Genomic DNA, 18,873 nt, shown 5'->3' on the forward strand with positions numbered 1-18,873 from the left:
AATATTAATAAAGGTATTCGAATTATGAAATAAAATAATATGACCCTATAAAGATTTAACTAATAGTAGAATTTCTAGTATGAAATAAGTATTATAATTAAATCTGAGTTTCGTAAATGTGCTTTAAAAATAAAATCTCTTTATCTTTTTATATCTGTTTATATATATCTCCGTATGCCACCTTTAGTTGATTTCTCAGTTGTTTATTTTCTTCTTCCATTTTTTTCAGTCTTCGCTTCAACGATTCAATAATTACATCTCTATTGCTATCACTTATCTCACGTTTTATTTGTTTCGATGTAAGGATTTTCGCTTGTTGTTGGCGTAGGATTTCAATTCGTTTACGAAATTTCTGATTATTATACAGGGTTGCTTTAGCGATACCTGCCTCATTTGCTACGCTATTAAAATTAATATTCTGATTGGCTCGTAAGAGCCTTTGAATCGCTTCATCAACCTTTTGAGAAGTAATTGCCTTTCTGGATGCATGAATTGCTTTTAACTGCTCTGTACGATCATAACTAGTCATGTTTCACACCATACTTTCGTTTTATGCGATTTTGTCGACCAAATATAATATTCCCTTCTCGAATATTGTTTAAAATCCTTTGATATCGGTGTAAATTTCGTTCATGCTTTTCAATCATATCTTCACGATTATGCTGTTTAGCTACTTCTACAGCTCTTGCTGTTGTTTTTATGTGTAACTCATATTTTTCAATATCCAGTTCTGAAAATCCAATAGCCAAGTCTTTGCAAGGGCTACCACTATTGCATGTCAAACAAGGTGGAGCTTCCATATGTGGACAATCTCCTTTTAATCGTGCATGACACGTTCCATAAGGATTATCCATTGCATTTAGTTTATGCTCTTGCCAGAGTGCTTGTAATATATCCTTAGGAATATCTTCACCAGCATTAATTTTTTGTACCTCACCGTTCAAGTCAAAGCTGAAGACTCCTTGATTTATAACAGATTCGAATGCTTTTCGTTTAGTTTCATCTAATAGCTTAGCATATCGTAAAGTCATTTCGGGGGAAGCATGAGCAAGTAATTCCTGTACCGTTAAAATATCTGCACCTCCATTCAATAACTTTACAGCATACGTATGACGAAATTGGTGGGTCTTAAAACGAAAGATATCACCATTTTCATCTACAATATTTTTCTTTTTTGCTAATTCATTCAAATGTTTTCGAATCCATGCTTGTGTATAGGGCTTACCTTTTCGTATCCCTTGATATCGTACAAAAATGTATTTTTCTGGATTATTATCTTGTGTGCTATTTTCTTTGGAATTTGAAATTAAAACCGAAAGAATTTTTGCGAGCTCCTCATCAATTGGGATTCGATGACCTTGTACAAACGTTTTTTCAATATCAGTTACAATAGAATATTTACCATTCAATTGTACAAGGCAATCTGTTGTAAGTTCTAATACATCTGAAATGCGAAGGCCTGTTTTAAACGCTACCCATACCACCGGTATGATGTCTTTATGTAGTTCGTTAAGATGAGCGAATAATTGTTCCAGTACAAAGTCAGGAATATAATCAATTTGCCCATAGGGCTTTTTTTTCACTTTTGGTTTATCTCCTGGGAAAATTAATAATCTTACATTTGTAGTTGGGGCAATGTCGTATTCGTATTTTTGAATATCTCCTAAAAACTTACTGATAATCTTTAAACCTTCTGATATATATCTTTCTGGATTTTCAATTTTTTTATTTTTGGTATCTTCATGAAACCATTGAATATATAGCTCCATGTGAGATCGTTTGAGACCTTTCAAATCATTCCATGTTGGTTCTAATGAAAATATGAAAGAAAAAAATTTAGTTAAAGTTCTTGAATAAACTCTTGCTGTAGCGAATGAAAGATCTTGTCGTCCCATTAAACGTTGCTTAATATACTTTTTGGTACTATGTCTTATTTTCATTGGTTCTATTCCAGTAAAATCAAGAAAATGTGCGGTTAAACTTTTGCTGTAGTATATCCCATATTGGCTATGTAATATCCGTACATCCCAACGATCTTTTTCCCATTCATTACGCGAATCTGCTAACACCAAGAAGTTGGAATGAATGATACGAAAATAGGTTGCTGCGGGGGATTTATGTGTATATTCGTCGAACATTGTGGTCTTTGATGTCTTTGTTGTGGGAATTCCATGTTGTTCTAACCAAAACAACCATTCCCGTTCAGCCCTCTCCATATCCAAATCAAATAAAGAGGGAAGGTAAGGGTACTTTTCGTTAAGAAAAATGGATAATTTCGTTAAAAGTGCGGCTTTTTGATTAAAACCGCTACTTAGTGCCCACTGTTCTTTGAATAATTTTTGATACCATACATATTTTATTTCAAGATTAACAGTTGGACTATTTATTCGAAAATGTACATTTCGACGTTTCCCCTTGTAATTATCCGCCATTTTCCGAAATTGAGGGATACTTTTTAAAAATTTGATATTCCAATTGTTATTCATTAAAAAATAGGGATTGTCCACACGGTTAGTGGTAACAGATCCATCAGATTGGATTGTTTTTTCTATATAACTAGAAAGCTCATACTTCAATCGTTCATGAAAATTTACTTCTCCTATATTTATTTGTCGTTTTCGCTTCATATTTACCACCTTCAGCTTTTTTCATCGATTTTAAATGCATATTGTGCTTTTTCCCAATCCTTACGGATATCTTCGTCCGAAGGATGGAGATACAAATTCATTGTTGTTTGAATTTGAGCATGTCCTAGTCTCTCTTGTACTTGTTTGATGTCCTTTGTCTCTTGGTAGTATATGGTGGCATGTGTATGTCGTAACAAGTGAGGATGAATATCAATTTTTGTTTTCTTTCGCAATCGTTTAAAGAGGGATTCTACATCGCTATAATTCATAGGTCTACCCATATTTCTTCCACGTAGCTTAATAAAGACAAAGTTTGTTTCAATATCCAGTTCATCAATAATTTCATATAGATAATCATCATACAAATCCATAAGGTGTTGTGATACAAATATCTCTCGTTCTCCTGTTTTGAGCTTTGCACCATTCTCTAATTCTCCTCGATCCCTCAAGCGAATCCGATGTCCTTTTTTGTAGTCAAATATAAAGTCTTCCAAATATAGAGAAAGAGCCTCTCCAATACGTAATCCCGTTTCAAACAAAAGTTGAATAAGAAAAGCATCTCGTATATTTGTAGTAGCTGTGAAAGTTTGTCGCACTTGCTCTTTTGTTAGTATTTGAATTCTTTTACGAGGCTCTTTTACTTTTAATACATTCCGAATAGAGGGCTTATTCTTATTAATATGATGTAGAAAACTCTTATATCGTGTTCTTCCTCCTGCATAAATCTGACGCATTAGTTTTTCATTCATGTCTTTTGATATTTCTTCGTTACGGTATAAATAATCATAGAAATTTGTAACAGCAGTAACGGTTAAGTTTACTGTTTTTTCAGTCTTTTTTGATTTCACAGGAGTAATAGATGCTACATTTAAACTAGTATACGGATGACGTAACCAACCAACAAAATCTGCTAAGTCTTCTAGTTTTATTTCTTTGTAATTTTTCTCGGTTTCTCTTAAATATAAAAAATATTGTTTTAAGGCATAACAGTATGTCTTTTGAGTATTCCTACTTTTACCTGTACTGTCCAAATATTTGAGATACTTTACTACTGGAACAATCGGAATCCCTTTTTCATCAATTAGCATATATTTCTTACTGTTCTCAAGCAAAATCTCTTGTACACGCATAGAATTCCTCCTCTAGATTTCATACTGAATCTTACAATTATTTTTACACCTACCTTATAGAAGTTATCCTCCGGTTACAAAACCCACCTTACATTTTAAACATAACATACTAAATTACTAACATATAGTTAATCATTATATAATGTGATAAAAAAGAATAATAGGCTCGTATATTAAACATACTATTCGCTTTTTATTATAGTAGAGTTAACGAACGGAGTGAATTTTATCATTCCTCTTCCCTTTGGCATATTAGCATTATTCATGATTTGTGGCCTCCTATTAGTGTATTTCTGTGTCTAGCTGTAGCGCTATGCGTGTAGGAAATCCCGCGTAAAATACTGTTCTTCCCAAATTTTGTGCGTATTTCGTCCATTACTTTTGTTAACTTCACTTCTTGTTCTCGTTTCGTGACATTATCAAAAAGAGAAATTTGTTCTTCCCCTTCTTGAATTAGGTTTGTTAAGGTTATGTTTATGCTGCGAATGGGTTCGCCAGTATATTGTTGATGTAAAAAGTATGTACACATGTGGTATATATCCATCGTTAGATTTGTAGGACGGTTTAAAGTATGTGTTTTCCTAATACCGCCTGTATAACTTTTGCTATAACCGATAGAAAAATGAACAGTTTGAGCAAGTTTGTTTTGTCTTCTAAGCCGATAGCAAACTTCTTCAATATGTTCCAGCAGGATGATCGGAAATTCTTCTATTGTGTAGTCGCGCATTAGAATTTGACTTTTACCAATAGAAGTTGTGGCAGGAATATATTTCTCTGAAATACGACTAAAGTCAATTCCGTGACTATGTAAGTGTAATTCTTCTCCAATCTTGCCGAAGCTCTGCTTTAAGTATTTAAGAGGATAATTGGCTAGATCTCCAATAGAATGTATTCCCTTTCGATTTAACTTTTCTTCAGTTTTATATGATATGCCCCAAAATTTATTAAGGGGCCGTATGCTCCAAAGTTTTGTAGGTACATCCTCGTACTTCCAAAAAGCAATTCCATTTTTGTTCTTCTTAGCTTCAATGTCTAAAGCAATCTTACTCATAAGTGGGTTAGGAGCAATTCCGATGGTGCATTCAACTCGTGTATGATCATATATTTCACGCTTGAACTTCATAGCGAATTCGTATGGATCGTTGGCAAATAAATGAATGCTATCGGTAATATCCATGAAAAATTCATCGATGCTGTATTGGTGAAAATCCTCAATAGGAACGTATTGTAAAGCTAGTTTTGTTATGTAGTTGGAGCATTTAATATAAGTTCCCATAATTGGATTTACAACTAGAATATCTTTACGACGAGGAATCTCGTAAAGCCTCGCCATCTTTTTTACACCCAACGCTTTTAAAGGGGGTGTTGCAGCAAGAACGATTGAACCATTTCTATTTACATCGCCGACTACAGCCAACTTTGTATGCATGGGATCAAGTCCCATTTTGATGCAACTCACTGAAGCATAGAAGCTGCGTAAATCAACACATAAGATGATTCTATTCGGTAGGATTGAATAGTCATACATCGGGATTCCTCCTCAAATAAAGAACGTCTGTTCTTATTATACACGAACCTACGTTCCTTTATGAAGAGGTTTTACAAATATTATTTAAATATAAATGTTTAATTAAGAAGTATATTTGAAAAAGAGCCTAAATCCCCAAAAAACGACACTTTAATTGTGAATTTTTCTTTTTTCTTAATTTTTAAAAAAAGGTGTATAATTGATATGTTTGGAGTTATAAGGGAATAGAATCAAGGGGAAAAGGGGGAATATAAGTTGGGTAGAAATGATGCGTGCTTTTGTGGGAGTGGTAAAAAGCAAAAGAAGTGCCATTCAAATGTAGAGCAAGATAGTTGTGTGGCTAACCTATATAAGAGGTATATAAAGATAGATAACATCATTTCAGAATATAGGGAACATCATAAGGAATTTAAAAATCATCCATGTGGAAAAGGATGTTACAATTGCTGTTACGATGTGTTTGCTATATCTATGTTGGAATTTGAAGTAGTGTTAGAAGAATTGCGTAACATTGGATTGGAATTTTCTTTAAAAATATTCGAAAGATCTTTAGAAGACTTAGAGTTATTAAAAATTAGGCATCCAGACTTATATAATAGATTAGAAGAGGATGCGAGTTTTCGACAGGATGTAATGTTGAAAGATAGTAATCTATATTCAAAAACAGTGAGACTTCCATTCCTTTGTCCTTTGTTAGATATTACAGAAGGCAGTTGCATGGTATATAACAAAAGACCAATGGTCTGTAGAGTTTTTGGTACTACACACGATTCATATTCTCTCATGCTTGCTAGTGGTGGAGGGGAAATTTGTGAGCATATTCCTAGTGAACATGCTAATGCGCTACAAACACCTGAAGTAGAGTTCTCTGATACGAGGGTCAATGATATGTTGGAATCGGAACTCTTTGGGGAGAAAATACAACCAAGAGAATATCCGATTATGTATTGGTTTAAAGTCTATCATGATAAAAATAAGAAGAAGGGAAGACCTGTATATTCTTCTTTAGTTCCTTCTTTTTATTATAAGAAACCAGGGAGTATTACAATGGCAGAATTAATGCCTTAAAACTGATATTGAGATACGAAAAAGTTGTTGCTAAAGATGGAGTGAATTGGGATTTCACTCCATCTTTTTTGAGAATCTTGTACAAAAAATAGATAGTTAAGATTTTAAGTTAATTTTGTATGTAGAGGATCTAACCGCATTTTATTGCCACTTACCGAAGCGTAAAAACCACGTAAATCTCCTGTTATCAATATCTCGCAAACTATTTGTTGACTACTTAATTTAAATATAAATGTTTAGTTAAGATGTATGTTTAAAGAAGAATTCAAATCCCCAAAAACGAATTTTAACGTTTAATTTGTTCTTTCTTTTATTTGCCTTTTTCTTTTTCATAGTATTTCCTCCTTTTTTATCGCATGTTTGGGATTATACTCATTCTGTCGATAGATTTTAAGTGAAAATCTAAAAAAATTTATTTATTTTCAAATTCCTTTATTCCGACAAAACCTAGCAAAGACCGTGCGAGCTTCGTCGATGAATTTTAAGAGGTATTAACCCTTTAACATGGAATTCTCCTTATAGGAGGTGGCGTAGCGCTATGTCAGAAGCAGAAATAGTATATACCAGCAGTGAGGTCTATAGTCGTTTAGGGGTGAAAGGTAGCACGCTTAGAAAGTATTCGGATGTTCTTGAACGTGAAGGGTATGATGTAAGAAAGGATAGTAGAGGTAGAAGGGAATATACAGAGTTTGACGTTGTACTTATTGAACAGTTAGTAGAGTTGAGTAAGCAAGATGGTATGACTTTAGAAAAAGCTGCGAAAATGATTGCTAAGCAGTTTGGAATCGCTAATAAGAAGGAGGAGTCCCAGGGATCAGATCCAGTTCCTTATCAAATGCAATATCAATTTCAACAACAATATAGCGCTATGATAGAAGAAATTAATAAGTTGCAGCAAGCAAATCTATTAGAAATGGAAAAGAGACTAGGTGATCGTATAGATCAAAAGAATAAATTAATTGAAGAGGACATTAAAGAAAGAAATAGATTAATAAAGGAAGATATGAAAGATCGGAAGGAACGAGAAGAAAGGATAGAAAAAAGGTTAGAGTTAAGGGACGATAATCTTATGAAGATGGTCAGAGAGATACAAGAAGCAAAACGTACTATTGTATCGGCACAGAAAGAAATAGCGGCAGCTAATTTGAAAAAGAAGTCATGGTGGATGTTTTGGAAATGAGTACCTTTGGTAATGAATGTGCAGAATTTGTAGGGAGAAATTATATAATACTCTCTTGTGGATCGTTTTTAATTTATCTTGAAAAGGGATTCTAATATAGGAGATTTACATTTGTATGTTGAACTATTAATCAAGAAGGGGGCGTTCTTTTTGGTGAAAGATAATGATGTTATCAATATTAAATATAAGCAAATGGATAAAGATCCTGAAATAAAAGAAATAGTTAATGGAATAGAGCGTTTAATTTTAGGAGATAAGGCTGTTGGATTATTGGAACATTTGGGTCTAACTCCTGGAAAGGTTCAAAAATCTTTAGATGAGCAATGGGAAAGAGAGTTTGATGATTTGTTAGAAGAGAATAAAAACTATATTCTTGAAGAATCACGGAATCGTTCTAATAATATGTTTCAAATGTGGATGAAAGAAATAAAAGGCACTGAAATAAAATTCACGGAAGAAACTATTTTTGCAAAGTTAGAAGAATTCAAGCAGGAGGCGGAGTTGCAAGTTATAAAAGAGTTGGTAGAAGCGAATTTATAAACAATAATACGTATTTGTGTTATCAAATTACACATAACTTACCGCATCTAAAATTCAGATGTATAAAACGAAAGAAAATTGAGAATAATTATAATGCGGTTAAATGAAACTTTTTTATGCATAAATTTCGATTGGTTAAACTACTGATCATAGTGTATTCAGTCGAGAAGGAACAGGAGATCGTCCACGAATAATCAACACATACATAGCCTGGTGCGCCTATATACATCAAGTGTTTGAAAAAATGTCACAATAGGGATATTATTGTTTTTTAAATTGTTAACAATACATATGTGAAAATTGCCTGGTTCAGTTGCCCTAAATTGATACTGGGCTATTCGTGTTTTTATTTTTGGTATAGCATTCACTTACCTCGCCTTTTTCATATCGTATATATAATTTCACGTACCATACAGAAAATTAATTTTAGTGATTGACACAATAATCCCTAGAGTGCTACGTTTTTAGTGTTAAAGTAATAAGAGGTTTATTATTTAGATGCAAAATATATGAGAAAAGGTTCTGAAGTACGTTTAGAGAAGAGGAAAATCTCTTCTAATATTCTGTAAAATTCCATATATAGATAATTTAATTATATAAACCATACATGTAGAGAGGAAGAAAGTAAGATGTTTAAAAAGGTTACATCGGTTGTTGCTTCTGTTTTATGTGCTAGTTTTCTATTAACTGCTTGTAGTGGAGAGGAAGAGACTAAAAATACAGCAAAGGCAACTGACAAGAAAGAGACAAAACAATCCATTAATTTACCGTATATAGCGGAGATCCCAACAATGGATGTAACAAAGGCAACTGATAGTGAATCAATGAATGTAATGCGTAATGTGTTTGAAGGTCTGTATATACTAGGGAAAGACAATAAATTAATTCCTGGTGTGGCGAAATCTTATGATGTAAGTGAAGATAAAAAAACGTACACATTCCACATGAGAGAATCGAAATGGTCAAATGGTACGCCTGTTACAGCTCAAGATTTTGTTTTTGCCTGGAAAAGAGCTGTGAATCCTGATACAGCGGCAGAATACTCGTTTTTATTTTTTGATATAAAGAATGCAAAGAAAATAAACAGTAAAGAGTTACCTGTAGATCAGCTAGGGGTAAAAGCAATAGATGATAATACATTAGAAGTACAATTAGAACAACCCGTTCCATACTTTATAAATTTGACAACGTTTCCAACATTTTTACCAATAAACGAGAAGTATTTTAAATCAAAAGGGAATCAATATGGTCTAGAAGCGGACCAGTTAATTTATAATGGAGCATTTATTTTAGAAAATTGGAAGCATGAGCAGGGTTTTCGATTTAAGAAGAATAAAAGCTATTGGGATGAAAAAACAGTTAAATTAGACGAAATCAACTTTGATATTATAAAAGATAAGTCAACAGAAATTAATTTATATGAATCAGGTCAAATAGATCGTGTAGGGCTTACAGGAGATTTTGTAGACAAATATAGAAATAGCCCTGACTTCAGAGAGCGTTCTGAAGTAACTATGCAGTTTTTACGTATGAACCAAAAAAACGAAGTGTTAAAAAATAAGTATGCAAGGTTGGCAATTAGTAAGTCGTTTGATAAAAAGGCCTTTACAGAAACTGTGCTAAACAATGGTTCGCTTCCAGCGGAAGGGATTGTGTCGCTTAATTTCGCAAAAGGACCGGACGGAAAAGACTTCCGGAAAGAGAATGGGAACTTAGTGAAATATGATGTGGATGTAGCGAAGGAATATTGGAAAAAGGCCAAGGAAGAACTAGGGAAAGAGGAAGTAATATTAGAATTGCTAACAAGTGACAATGCATTAGCAAAGAGAAATGCAGAGTATTTAAAAGGTGAGCTTGAAAAGAATTTGAGTGGATTAACAGTGAATGTTAAACCGCAGCCACGTAAACAACAAATTGAATTGTTATTAAGTAGCGATTATGACATAGGTGTAGATGTATGGGGGCCAGATATTCCTGATCCTATTACGTTTTTAGACTTATTTACGACAGATAGTACATATAACTTTGATAAATATTCAAATAAACAATATGATGAACTCATTCATAAAGTGAAAATGGATTTTGCTGGTGATGAAAAGGCACGTTGGAAAGCAATGAAACAAGCAGAGAAAATCTTATTAGAAGATGGAGCTGTAGCGCCTTTCTATCAGCAAGGCAGATCATATTTACAACGTTCTTCTGTAAAGGGTATTGTGACAAATGATTTTGGTGGAGAATTTAACTATAAATGGGCAGAAGTTAAGAAATAGGTAAAAAAAGGAGTCGATATATTCGACTCCTTTTAGTTACAAGTTATATAGGATTATAGTATAATTTATTTGCGTATATTGCGTTAGAGATTTCCATATTCTTTAATTGCAATGAATGACAGATTGTAGGGGTAGGATCTTACAGTCTGTTTTTTTATGGTTTCCTATAAGTCGTCTTATGTAGTCAGATGCAATTTGCATTAAGCAGATTCTAAGATCTTGGTTTAAGTAATTGTATAGTTGTAGCTGTCTTCTAATGTAATCCTGGTCTTTTGGTGCGAAACTTTTAATCATATCAATAACGGTATCATGTTCAAAGAAGAAATATTTATCGTTTGCTTCAATAACAAACACATCATTTTCTATAGGGTGATTTTTGAAAAATAAATCAAAGAAATAATTTGAATTTTGATTTTCTATTAATATGTTCATACTTTAATTCTCCTGTCATAGTCAATTTATTTATTGTTAGGTAGTAAAATTTCAATGATCTTTGGGACTATAGGGTTACTTATATGGTAATACACCTCTAAACCTTTTCTATCGCAGCCTACTATTTTTCCTTTCATTTTAGAAAGATGCTGTGAAACTGTTGATTGTGGTATTTGTAATTTATTAACGAGCTCTGAAACATTCAATGTGTTATGTTTCATAAGAATAGTTATAATTTCAACACGGATTGGATGGGACAATGTTTTTAACATTTCAATATTCTCGTCAGTTATATTAGTTTTAGTGTAGTTCATTTTGCATTTCTCCTTTTGTATGTGTACTTTGATTTATCCATAAACTTCTATAGGTATTGCATACTTCTAAAGCCCAATTTACATCTTTTTCGTGTTTTGTACCTTTAGCCATTATTCGTAGGGTCTCATTGATCCACTCTTGGCAATCTTGATAGTTTTGAGATACCTGGGCATTAATAGTAGCTTCTAGAATTTGTTTTCTCTTTGGTATTGTCATTCGTGTTCTCCTTTCTCAAGAGCTATAGCGCTATATTGTCATGGAATATATCCACTTATTGCCTTTTAGTTGTTCGGTATCTAATGAATCGTCTATTCGATAATAACGTGTCTCGTTATATGGTGAAGTAATGGCGAAGTACATATAGATATGACCTTTACGAATAAACTCAATTTCCTCACCTCCTCCAACTGAATAAGCTTCAGATAATAGCTTTTTACATCTTAGAATGGTCTTTAATTCTTCATTAAGATTCATATAGATCCTCCCAGGGGGTAAATACATTAGAGTAGAAAAGCATAAGAAATTAAGCAGATAACCAAGATAACTCCAATGATAGTAGTAAATAGTGCCAGTAAGCTTAGAACTATATAATATAGGAAGTAAGCGCCAATTAAGAGCGCTATTAAAAGTCCGATTATGAGAGATAATGTCCCGATTGTATGTAGAGAAATTACATTTAAAAATACTAAAGCTATGACTACTAAACCTATAATACTGAGGGTTCTCATGGTTATCGCTCCTTTCATAATGTGTAAATGTGTATTTGTACACATTTACACATTTACACAATTTTAGTTCAAAAAAATATAGTGAATTATCACTAATACAATGATATAGAGGGTTTATATGACTCTATATGTTTTATGTAGGTATAACATGTGTAAATGTGTAAAAGACCACATGTACACATTTACACATGTTATTTTTATTTCTTTTGCTGTTTCTTAGCTTCTTTAAGAGCAGCTTTACGTTTAATATTTTCGAGTTGTGCATGGAATAATCTTAGCTGTTCAGGTGACAATTTTTGCATATATAAGTAGTGCATTTCAGCTAGTAGTTCATAAGTATATTGGTATTCTGAAATCTCAAGTAGAGCATCAAATTCGTGTTTAGTTTCTAAAGGCATTCGAATAGTACCTCGCTTATCACTATTAACTAGTGTTGCTTTCGCAGGTATACTAGGATCATATGGTGTAGAGGGAGTGATGTCAGCTTTATAGCCAACATCAATTTTCCCTCCTGTATTTTTTCCAGGATTATCCCCGCCTTCCTTTTTGTTGAAAAAGCCTATATCTTTACTCATTGCTTAAATCCTCCATCTTATTAATTCGCTCTAAAAATTCATCTGTAAATGGTTCGAAAACTTCATTAAATAACTTCTTGTCCCAATATTGATCCGTATTTAAACCAACACGCGGAATGCTTTGAATTCTTTTAGCGTAAGGTATTAAATTTCTAAATAAATTGTTTTCCCCAAAAATATCCTTCGCATCTTGTAGTACGGTACCATCTATTTTACCAGCACTATGTAATTGATTTGGTAATATGCCAATTACATCAAGCGGGGATTTAAATTCTTCTACTAATTTTCTTAGGAATCGATTGATATAATCATTAGCACCATCTAAACTATCACTTTGTGTTTGGAATGCTACGAGTACATAGTCACTTGCCATTGCAGAACTTTTTGTATAATAAGATGCTGTAGGTGGACTGTCAATGACGACAAAGTCATAATTTTGTTTTAAAGGTTCCAATAGGTGTCTAAAGTAATTAATTTTTTTAGTTTCTACTTGATAATAGTTAGGATCAGAAGGATCAGCATGACCGAATCTTGATGTTAGTAATGTTTCAAAATTTTCAAAGTCACTATGGGAAGGTAGTAAATCTAAATTCTCCATTATATTCAATTGCATGTCTTCTAAACTACCATCTTGTACAGCTCTCATTAATGTTTTGTCGAAAGCGAAGTATTCATCATTAATTCTTTTTCTTGTTAAGATCATTGTTTTTGTCGTGTTGGCCTGCGGGTCCATATCAACTGTTAGAACTTTATATCCTTTTAAGGCTAAATGATAAGATAAATGCCTTACAATAGTAGATTTACCAACGCCACCTTTACTGTTTGCTACAGTAATAGTTAACGGTCTTTTTAATTTCATATGTATCCCTCCAAAAAAACTTTTCTATTTTTACACATTTACACATTTACACGAGTCCACATGTGTAAAAACTTCTTAATCCAATTATAATACCCCGCCAGAGAAATATCAATACAAATTTACACATTTACACATTTACACATTTACACAAGTTCACAAACAAAAGTAAAACGTTGATATAATAGTGTTTATATAGTTTCATAGGGATATATTTTTACACATTTACACTTGTGGACATTTACACAAGTGTAAAAATAATTTAGATTCTTTTTGTATAAACAATAGGATGATAGTGAATAAGAGGTATTTACACATTTACACTTTTACACATGTGTAAAAGTGTAAATGGGAGGAGTTTTATTGAAATTCTTTGTTTACAAACAAAAAAACTTGTTGTAACGTTATAGACAACAAGTTTTCTCAACGCAATTCGATTTAGTTTGATAATATACATAAAAAATTCGGAAGAATTTGTAGCATATATATAAGACACATAAACACAAAAAACAAATAAAAAAAGAACGGCTGTCTATGAGACTGGAAATCTCAAAGACAGAGGAAGTAGATCTGCTGGAAACATTTCTACTTCTTGGTGAATACAATTTGCTGGAAACATCTTGTATTCCATTTACGTCACTGCTGCATCAGTGAGTAAACTTCCCAAACCGTTCTAATTAACTATGCTATTGAGATATGAAATATCTCCTATTAGTATAGTTAATTAGTGTAAATTTGTAAAGATAGAAACCCCTATTTAAGTGCATCTATAAGCGTATTTAATTATGGTTTTTTCTACCTTTTTCTACAATTCGGGAAGTCTATTTATTTAGGTGAGCAGTGATATAACTGCTCACCTTTTTTTGTTGTCTTAAATCTAGTAGAAAGGAGATCCCACATGAATACAGTACAGAAAGCTATTAATCTTATACTTCATAAAGGTTTACGAAAATATAAATCTAAAAACTCAAAAGCTGCTCTAGTATCAATTACAAAACAAGAGAAATTTGAAGACAAAATGCTGAATGGTAAGAAGAATAAAAAAGGATCTATTTTTATCACTCGTAAAAAAGATGATTTAAGCGCACCTTTTGGTACAAGAGGAGTAGTGTTAACATCTGAGGAAGCTACACTGGATCATGTTGGACAAGCTTCTCACTGGACTCCTAATGTATATAATTTTGGTACATATAGTGAAAATGGTCTTCGTACAATTGTTGGCCACACTGAAAAAAATCTACAACAAATCAATTGTTTTGTGATTGATATCGATTCAAACTCATTCCCAATGACAGCAATCAATGATGTTGCGTTAAATGCTGGTTTTGGTGTGCCGACCATGATCCTTCAAACTACAAAGGGTTACCAAGTATATTATGTGTTAGATAAAGCTGTATATGTAACAAATAAAAAGAACTATATTGCTATTAAATCAGCAAAAAGAATCTCTCAAAACTTGAGAGAAATGTTTGCTGAAAGCCTACCACAAGTAGATTTAACATGTAATCACTTTGGCTTCTTCAGAATGCCTTCAGAAGAGAATATTATTATGTTCTTTGAGGAAAATGTATATTCTTTCAAGGAGCTGCAGGATTGGAGTAAGAGACAAGATGATAACAAAGGCAAAGAACTTTTCGCAATTCCAGGTGAAAATAACGTAATTGAAACTCCATTTTCTAAAAACAAACCTGTAGAGCAGCCAAAACAGGTAGAAGAAGCGTGGTTTAAGCAAGTTATAAATTGTACGAACATAGCGCCACAACAAACAAAAGCAGGGCGTAATAATGCAATTTTCACTCTTTCATTAGCATGTTTCCAAAGTAAAGTGTCAATTAAAGAATCACTAGATATGATGGATCAATTTAATAGTAACCTGGAACAACCTTTAGATCATGTTGAGGTTAGAGGGATTGTCATGTCTGCATATTCAGGAAAATACCAAGCTGCGCACAAAGACTACATTGATCGTCTACTTCAAACATATGCGACACCTGGACAAGTTAATTCGTTTAGATCACCAGCTGCATTTTGGAGAAAACACAAGAAGCAACGTGAAGATCGAGTACGTTCTCATTTCCATGAGTGGGAAGCGGATATTATCGCTTTCTTGTCGATGAATTCAAAAAACAAACCTGTGCTATACTTTACACAAAAAGAACTATGTGAAGCGATCAATATTCCTAGAAGCACCCTAAACACTGTCCTAAAAAAGAGTAATAAAATATATAAGACTGTTGAAGGGAAAGGGAAAACTGCAAAAACAGGTTTTTCAACAATCGGCATGTTGATTTCGTTTGCTTTACGTGAAAAAGGACAAAAAAGAGAGAGTTATTTAAGCTATTTAAACGAGCTGTTTCCCCAAATGGGTAATATCTTACTACAAGCAAAAAACAATAGCGCTATGGCAGAAGAAACGGCATCATACAGCCTAATTGAAGGGCTGCCAGCTGGTTAATTTTTAATTGTCCACTGTGCCAATACATAATTATATCTACGATACATCTTTCGGACAGATAGCTATAGCGTTATACGTTTAATACTTATGTAGTTACTTCTTGGTAGGGGGCTATTTTAAGTTCTTAAGGGTTATGTACTCTTTATGGTATGTGAAATTATATAGACTGTTTTAGAAATCTATTTTATTGGTGGTGTGTTATATGGGTAAAAATTATTCTATAGATCGTGATAGTAGAGGACGTTATAGACACTCTTATGTGTTTATGAGGGGGGCTATTGTAGATATAAAGCTACTAAATCATGATGAATTGTTAAAAGGTAAAATTTCAACAATAGAAGAGTATTATTGTGTTTTGGATGTGAAGGGCGATGGTGATCCTTATCAGGTAACTGTTAACTTTGCTGAGGTTAAATATATAAAGCATGAGGAATTTCTAACTGTTGAAGAAAGATCTCCTAAGTTTAGTGAAGGGGATAAGAAAACATCATTTGTATTTGAGATAGGAGAAAGAATTGGTTGTTCTTTTAAAGATGGTAAGGGGATGAAAGGTGTTCTTTTATCTGAAGGTGCTTATTATCTTTATATCAAGACAGATAAAGGGAATTATTATTCAATTATGAAGAGTGCTCTTTCCTATATTGCACATAATAAACATGATCCACTATTAGAAACTAATGATTTCTATATTGAGGAGATGAAGCTAGCTGGCCATAATAAACCAACGGAATATGTTTTTTCTGTAGGGGATCATGTTACGGTATATTTCGCAAGTGGAAAGAAATTATCAGGTTTAGTTTTGGATGAAAGTAAATATTGGGTTTTATTACAGTCTGAGAAGTTACAAATTACCGTTTTAAAGGGTAGTTATTCCTATTTCAAACATGAAGTTCATGAAAGTAAACCATACTTGTATGTGTCTAATAAAAGGTTAAAAAAAACATTAAGAAATGAAAAATAGTTACGGTGAATGGAGACCTTATTTGAGGAATAGAGTCTCTTTTTGCAGCTGATTATTGAGAATATAATTAGTTACTTAACCATCATATGCATAATTGCATATGAATTTAACTATATACTTCGACAACATTTGACATTTTTTTTGATATGCTTATGGTAGAATACCACATGCAAACATTAAGTTTAATAAATATACTAAGGGGTATTGGGGAATTCTTGTTTTTTTAGAAGGGAAAATATTATGAATCAAATACTTAAGAGAGAAGAAATGTCAAAACAAACGTTAATAAAATTCTTGAGTGAAATTATTGATGAGATTGATTTCCAAAAGAAAAATCAAGAGGATATCGCTAAAGTAATTGGTATTTCACCTGGAACTTTTTCGAAGAATTTAACAGGAAAAATCCAGTTTAATTTTTGGAATTTAATCAAGTTATCTAAGATACTGTATGTGAATGATATTAATAAACAAAGAAAAATGATACATAATTTTTGTTCTGTTACAACAAGTAAGAAAAACTTGAGAATTGCCATGGAATACGCAAATGCAAAAGGGGATTTATCACTGCTTAAGTTAGTAGTGGATCAAGAGAGAAATTCATCACTTGCAATTAATAGAGAATGGTCTTATGTATACGAATTGGTATGGCAGCGCAGTAGCGGTGTCATTGCAAAGCAAGAGTTGTTGGATAAGCTTGAAGAGCGGAAGGGTAGTAGGGTTATTAAAACAAAGGAAATGAAAATATTGTATGGCATATTAACTTGCTATACTATGTGTGATTTAGAAACTTACACTTCACTGTTTGAATATGCTGAAGTATTGCTACCAAAAGTTGAAGAAATATCTGATGGTTTTATTAAAACAGCTTATTTAGGCAGAATAAAAGAGTGCTTGTCATTTGCATTATTAGTCCAAGACAAACTTGAAAATCTTAGGAGTACATGTCATGAGATTTTGGAACTGGAAGATCCTGAGGGATGTTTTAATCTTTTGAGGGCATCAGCACTTGTATATTTAGCGGAGTCTTTTACTTTTGAGAGTTACGATAGTGCATCTAAGTATATTAAGGAGTCCATCGAACAATTAGGTCCATATTATTACTTTGAAAGAGAGAAGCAAAGACGACAAGAAATACTCAATACATATGCATTTATTAAGCTAGTTAATAAAAAAGATTTGGATAAAATTAAAATATATCATCCTGCTGAGGAATCTTTCTTAGAGATCATTAGGGGGAATTACGCAAATGCAATTCGTATTCTTAGTGATTTAGAAAAGAAAAACGGCTCTTTAACACCTATGCAATATTGTTATTTAGGAATAGCAAAAGGTGATATTTCTTTAATAGAAAAGTCAATTACGCTGTTCGAGTGTGCAGGTAATAGGTTCTATTGTCAATTCCCTAAAAAAATTGTGGTAGAATTTAAAAAAAATGGTATAATATATGAGGGTGGTGCTATATGAAGAAAATATTATTTGTACTAACAAGTATAGTTCTTGCGGCAGGAATTTTTTATACTGCTGCTGGTAGTAAAGAGCAACCAAACAATATAGTTAAAAAAGATTCAGAACAATTATTAGCTAGAATGGGAGATCCCGGTGGCGGGATCGGGTAACCTTTAAATAATTAGAATGCGATTGTCTCAATAGAGGCAATCGCATTCGTTGTTTTTAGGGATATTTCCAAAATATCGAATCCGAAATAATTGAAATCTTTGTGAATAGTTCACAAACTATTATCTGTAGAATCTTTGCTTATTAACTATATTTGGATGAAGTAATTTATTGCCGTCAAAATGTTAACAAAATGAGAAATCAGTGTTAAAATGAGAACAAGTGTTCTAAAATTACGTTTAATTTTTTGTAATTTTAAAATTACAAAAAAAAATCCAAGTTATCTGATGTATTGATAACATAGGATTTTCCGAAGATTTATGATATGTAATTTGGTTAGATGTTACAATTTTTAAGAAAATATGGATTGACGATATTGTTCAATAGTTGTAATCTTGTTTGTGATAGATTGTTTGTAAGAACATCTAACAAGCGAACTACTAACAATTACATAGTACATGGGCAGAAAGCAATAAGAGTTGGCGCTCCTATTACTTTCGACCTTCTTAAAACAATAAAGGTGTTTTAGAAAGGCCGCCCACTTTGATGAAGCATAACTAGATGCAACATCAATAATATTATACTGTTTCGTGT

General features: G+C 32.6%; 19 protein-coding genes. 8 read left to right on the forward strand and 11 right to left on the reverse strand.

Features of this window, described 5'->3' with window-relative positions:
- Nucleotides 1-148: 148 nt before the first annotated feature.
- The 4 genes from MHB52_RS36010 to MHB52_RS36025 all read right to left on the reverse strand — a co-directional run bounded on the left by MHB52_RS36010 (nucleotide 149) and on the right by MHB52_RS36025 (nucleotide 5,285).
- On the reverse strand, nucleotides 149-529 hold the full coding sequence (locus tag MHB52_RS36010) for a DUF6262 family protein (protein ID WP_000205101.1): 381 nt from the start codon (nucleotides 527-529) through the stop codon (nucleotides 149-151).
- A complete protein-coding gene (locus MHB52_RS36015) occupies nucleotides 522-2,627 on the reverse strand; it encodes a tyrosine-type recombinase/integrase (RefSeq protein ID WP_000824133.1) in 2,106 nt (701 codons plus the stop codon). The genes MHB52_RS36010 and MHB52_RS36015 overlap by 8 nt, the downstream gene beginning before the upstream one ends.
- Nucleotides 2,628-2,638: 11 nt before the next feature.
- On the reverse strand, nucleotides 2,639-3,757 hold the full coding sequence (locus MHB52_RS36020) for a tyrosine-type recombinase/integrase (protein ID WP_001265872.1): 1,119 nt from the start codon (nucleotides 3,755-3,757) through the stop codon (nucleotides 2,639-2,641).
- Between the two features lie 262 nt (nucleotides 3,758-4,019).
- Nucleotides 4,020-5,285 (reverse strand): Y-family DNA polymerase, encoded by a 1,266-nt coding sequence (locus tag MHB52_RS36025; protein WP_061664800.1) that lies wholly within the window; start codon nucleotides 5,283-5,285, stop codon nucleotides 4,020-4,022.
- Nucleotides 5,286-5,540: 255 nt separating this feature from the next.
- On the opposite strand from MHB52_RS36025, the gene MHB52_RS36030 reads away from it, so the two are divergent.
- From MHB52_RS36030 to MHB52_RS36045, 4 genes are all read left to right on the forward strand, one after another.
- Nucleotides 5,541-6,353: an SEC-C metal-binding domain-containing protein gene (locus tag MHB52_RS36030; protein ID WP_061664801.1), complete on the forward strand. Its 813-nt coding sequence runs from the start codon at nucleotides 5,541-5,543 to the stop codon at nucleotides 6,351-6,353.
- A gap of 538 nt (nucleotides 6,354-6,891) precedes the next feature.
- Nucleotides 6,892-7,533 carry a DUF3967 domain-containing protein gene (locus MHB52_RS36035; protein ID WP_061664802.1) on the forward strand — a complete coding sequence of 214 codons (642 nt, stop codon included), beginning with the start codon at nucleotides 6,892-6,894 and terminating at the stop codon, nucleotides 7,531-7,533.
- Between the two features lie 153 nt (nucleotides 7,534-7,686).
- Nucleotides 7,687-8,073, forward strand: a complete 387-nt coding sequence (locus MHB52_RS36040) for a hypothetical protein (protein ID WP_061664833.1) — start codon at nucleotides 7,687-7,689, stop codon at nucleotides 8,071-8,073.
- 629 nt (nucleotides 8,074-8,702) lie between these two features.
- Entirely contained in the window at nucleotides 8,703-10,343 is a 1,641-nt protein-coding gene (locus tag MHB52_RS36045) for a peptide ABC transporter substrate-binding protein (RefSeq protein WP_061664803.1), read from the forward strand.
- A gap of 102 nt (nucleotides 10,344-10,445) precedes the next feature.
- Here the strand turns inward: MHB52_RS36045 and MHB52_RS36050 are convergent, their stop codons facing one another.
- The 7 genes from MHB52_RS36050 to MHB52_RS36080 form a co-directional block, all read right to left on the reverse strand.
- Nucleotides 10,446-10,775 carry a hypothetical protein gene (locus MHB52_RS36050; RefSeq protein ID WP_061664804.1) on the reverse strand — a complete coding sequence of 110 codons (330 nt, stop codon included), beginning with the start codon at nucleotides 10,773-10,775 and terminating at the stop codon, nucleotides 10,446-10,448.
- 26 nt (nucleotides 10,776-10,801) lie between these two features.
- Entirely contained in the window at nucleotides 10,802-11,089 is a 288-nt protein-coding gene (locus MHB52_RS36055; RefSeq protein WP_061664805.1) for an ArsR/SmtB family transcription factor, read from the reverse strand.
- A complete protein-coding gene (locus MHB52_RS36060) occupies nucleotides 11,076-11,306 on the reverse strand; it encodes a hypothetical protein (RefSeq protein ID WP_061664806.1) in 231 nt (76 codons plus the stop codon). Before MHB52_RS36060 ends, MHB52_RS36055 begins: the two co-directional genes overlap by 14 nt.
- Nucleotides 11,307-11,336: 30 nt before the next feature.
- Nucleotides 11,337-11,564 (reverse strand): hypothetical protein, encoded by a 228-nt coding sequence (locus tag MHB52_RS36065; RefSeq protein ID WP_061664807.1) that lies wholly within the window; start codon nucleotides 11,562-11,564, stop codon nucleotides 11,337-11,339.
- A 26-nt stretch (nucleotides 11,565-11,590) separates the two neighbouring features.
- Nucleotides 11,591-11,818: a hypothetical protein gene (locus tag MHB52_RS36070; RefSeq protein ID WP_080451727.1), complete on the reverse strand. Its 228-nt coding sequence runs from the start codon at nucleotides 11,816-11,818 to the stop codon at nucleotides 11,591-11,593.
- Between the two features lie 197 nt (nucleotides 11,819-12,015).
- On the reverse strand, nucleotides 12,016-12,393 hold the full coding sequence (locus MHB52_RS36075) for a hypothetical protein (RefSeq protein ID WP_061664808.1): 378 nt from the start codon (nucleotides 12,391-12,393) through the stop codon (nucleotides 12,016-12,018).
- Complete coding sequence (locus MHB52_RS36080) at nucleotides 12,386-13,252, reverse strand: ParA family protein (protein ID WP_061664809.1); 867 nt, start codon at nucleotides 13,250-13,252, stop codon at nucleotides 12,386-12,388. Before MHB52_RS36080 ends, MHB52_RS36075 begins: the two co-directional genes overlap by 8 nt.
- 895 nt (nucleotides 13,253-14,147) lie before the next feature.
- Here MHB52_RS36080 and MHB52_RS36085 point away from each other — a divergent pair.
- The 4 genes from MHB52_RS36085 (at nucleotide 14,148) to MHB52_RS36100 (ending at nucleotide 18,281) form a co-directional block, all read left to right on the forward strand.
- Entirely contained in the window at nucleotides 14,148-15,704 is a 1,557-nt protein-coding gene (locus tag MHB52_RS36085; protein WP_061664810.1) for a primase C-terminal domain-containing protein, read from the forward strand.
- Nucleotides 15,705-15,906: 202 nt separating this feature from the next.
- Nucleotides 15,907-16,665: a hypothetical protein gene (locus tag MHB52_RS36090; RefSeq protein WP_061664811.1), complete on the forward strand. Its 759-nt coding sequence runs from the start codon at nucleotides 15,907-15,909 to the stop codon at nucleotides 16,663-16,665.
- 240 nt (nucleotides 16,666-16,905) lie between these two features.
- Complete coding sequence (locus MHB52_RS36095) at nucleotides 16,906-18,129, forward strand: AimR family lysis-lysogeny pheromone receptor (RefSeq protein ID WP_061664812.1); 1,224 nt, start codon at nucleotides 16,906-16,908, stop codon at nucleotides 18,127-18,129.
- Nucleotides 18,126-18,281, forward strand: coding sequence for a hypothetical protein (locus MHB52_RS36100; protein ID WP_172797041.1), 156 nt, complete (start codon nucleotides 18,126-18,128; stop codon nucleotides 18,279-18,281). Before MHB52_RS36095 ends, MHB52_RS36100 begins: the two co-directional genes overlap by 4 nt.
- The last annotated feature ends 592 nt before the right edge of the window (nucleotides 18,282-18,873 follow it).

The organism is Bacillus sp. FSL K6-0073, from assembly GCF_038006085.1.
GTDB lineage: Bacteria > Bacillota > Bacilli > Bacillales > Bacillaceae_G > Bacillus_A > Bacillus_A cereus.

What these genes read in the sequence shown, in the direction of transcription:
- MHB52_RS36090 (WP_061664811.1), top strand. Translation starts at nt 15,907, where the DNA reads ATGGGTAAAAATTATTCTATAGATCGTGATAGTAGAGGACGTTATAGA.
- MHB52_RS36060 (WP_061664806.1), bottom strand. Translation starts at nt 11,306, where the DNA reads ATGACAATACCAAAGAGAAAACAAATTCTAGAAGCTACTATTAATGCC.
- MHB52_RS36080 (WP_061664809.1), bottom strand. Translation starts at nt 13,252, where the DNA reads ATGAAATTAAAAAGACCGTTAACTATTACTGTAGCAAACAGTAAAGGT.
- MHB52_RS36020 (WP_001265872.1), bottom strand. Translation starts at nt 3,757, where the DNA reads ATGCGTGTACAAGAGATTTTGCTTGAGAACAGTAAGAAATATATGCTA.
- MHB52_RS36050 (WP_061664804.1), bottom strand. Translation starts at nt 10,775, where the DNA reads ATGAACATATTAATAGAAAATCAAAATTCAAATTATTTCTTTGATTTA.
- MHB52_RS36025 (WP_061664800.1), bottom strand. Translation starts at nt 5,285, where the DNA reads ATGTATGACTATTCAATCCTACCGAATAGAATCATCTTATGTGTTGAT.
- MHB52_RS36085 (WP_061664810.1), top strand. Translation starts at nt 14,148, where the DNA reads ATGAATACAGTACAGAAAGCTATTAATCTTATACTTCATAAAGGTTTA.
- MHB52_RS36075 (WP_061664808.1), bottom strand. Translation starts at nt 12,393, where the DNA reads ATGAGTAAAGATATAGGCTTTTTCAACAAAAAGGAAGGCGGGGATAAT.
- MHB52_RS36055 (WP_061664805.1), bottom strand. Translation starts at nt 11,089, where the DNA reads ATGAACTACACTAAAACTAATATAACTGACGAGAATATTGAAATGTTA.
- MHB52_RS36095 (WP_061664812.1), top strand. Translation starts at nt 16,906, where the DNA reads ATGAATCAAATACTTAAGAGAGAAGAAATGTCAAAACAAACGTTAATA.
- MHB52_RS36010 (WP_000205101.1), bottom strand. Translation starts at nt 529, where the DNA reads ATGACTAGTTATGATCGTACAGAGCAGTTAAAAGCAATTCATGCATCC.
- MHB52_RS36065 (WP_061664807.1), bottom strand. Translation starts at nt 11,564, where the DNA reads ATGAATCTTAATGAAGAATTAAAGACCATTCTAAGATGTAAAAAGCTA.
- MHB52_RS36045 (WP_061664803.1), top strand. Translation starts at nt 8,703, where the DNA reads ATGTTTAAAAAGGTTACATCGGTTGTTGCTTCTGTTTTATGTGCTAGT.
- MHB52_RS36100 (WP_172797041.1), top strand. Translation starts at nt 18,126, where the DNA reads ATGAAGAAAATATTATTTGTACTAACAAGTATAGTTCTTGCGGCAGGA.
- MHB52_RS36070 (WP_080451727.1), bottom strand. Translation starts at nt 11,818, where the DNA reads ATGAGAACCCTCAGTATTATAGGTTTAGTAGTCATAGCTTTAGTATTT.
- MHB52_RS36015 (WP_000824133.1), bottom strand. Translation starts at nt 2,627, where the DNA reads ATGAAGCGAAAACGACAAATAAATATAGGAGAAGTAAATTTTCATGAA.
- MHB52_RS36035 (WP_061664802.1), top strand. Translation starts at nt 6,892, where the DNA reads ATGTCAGAAGCAGAAATAGTATATACCAGCAGTGAGGTCTATAGTCGT.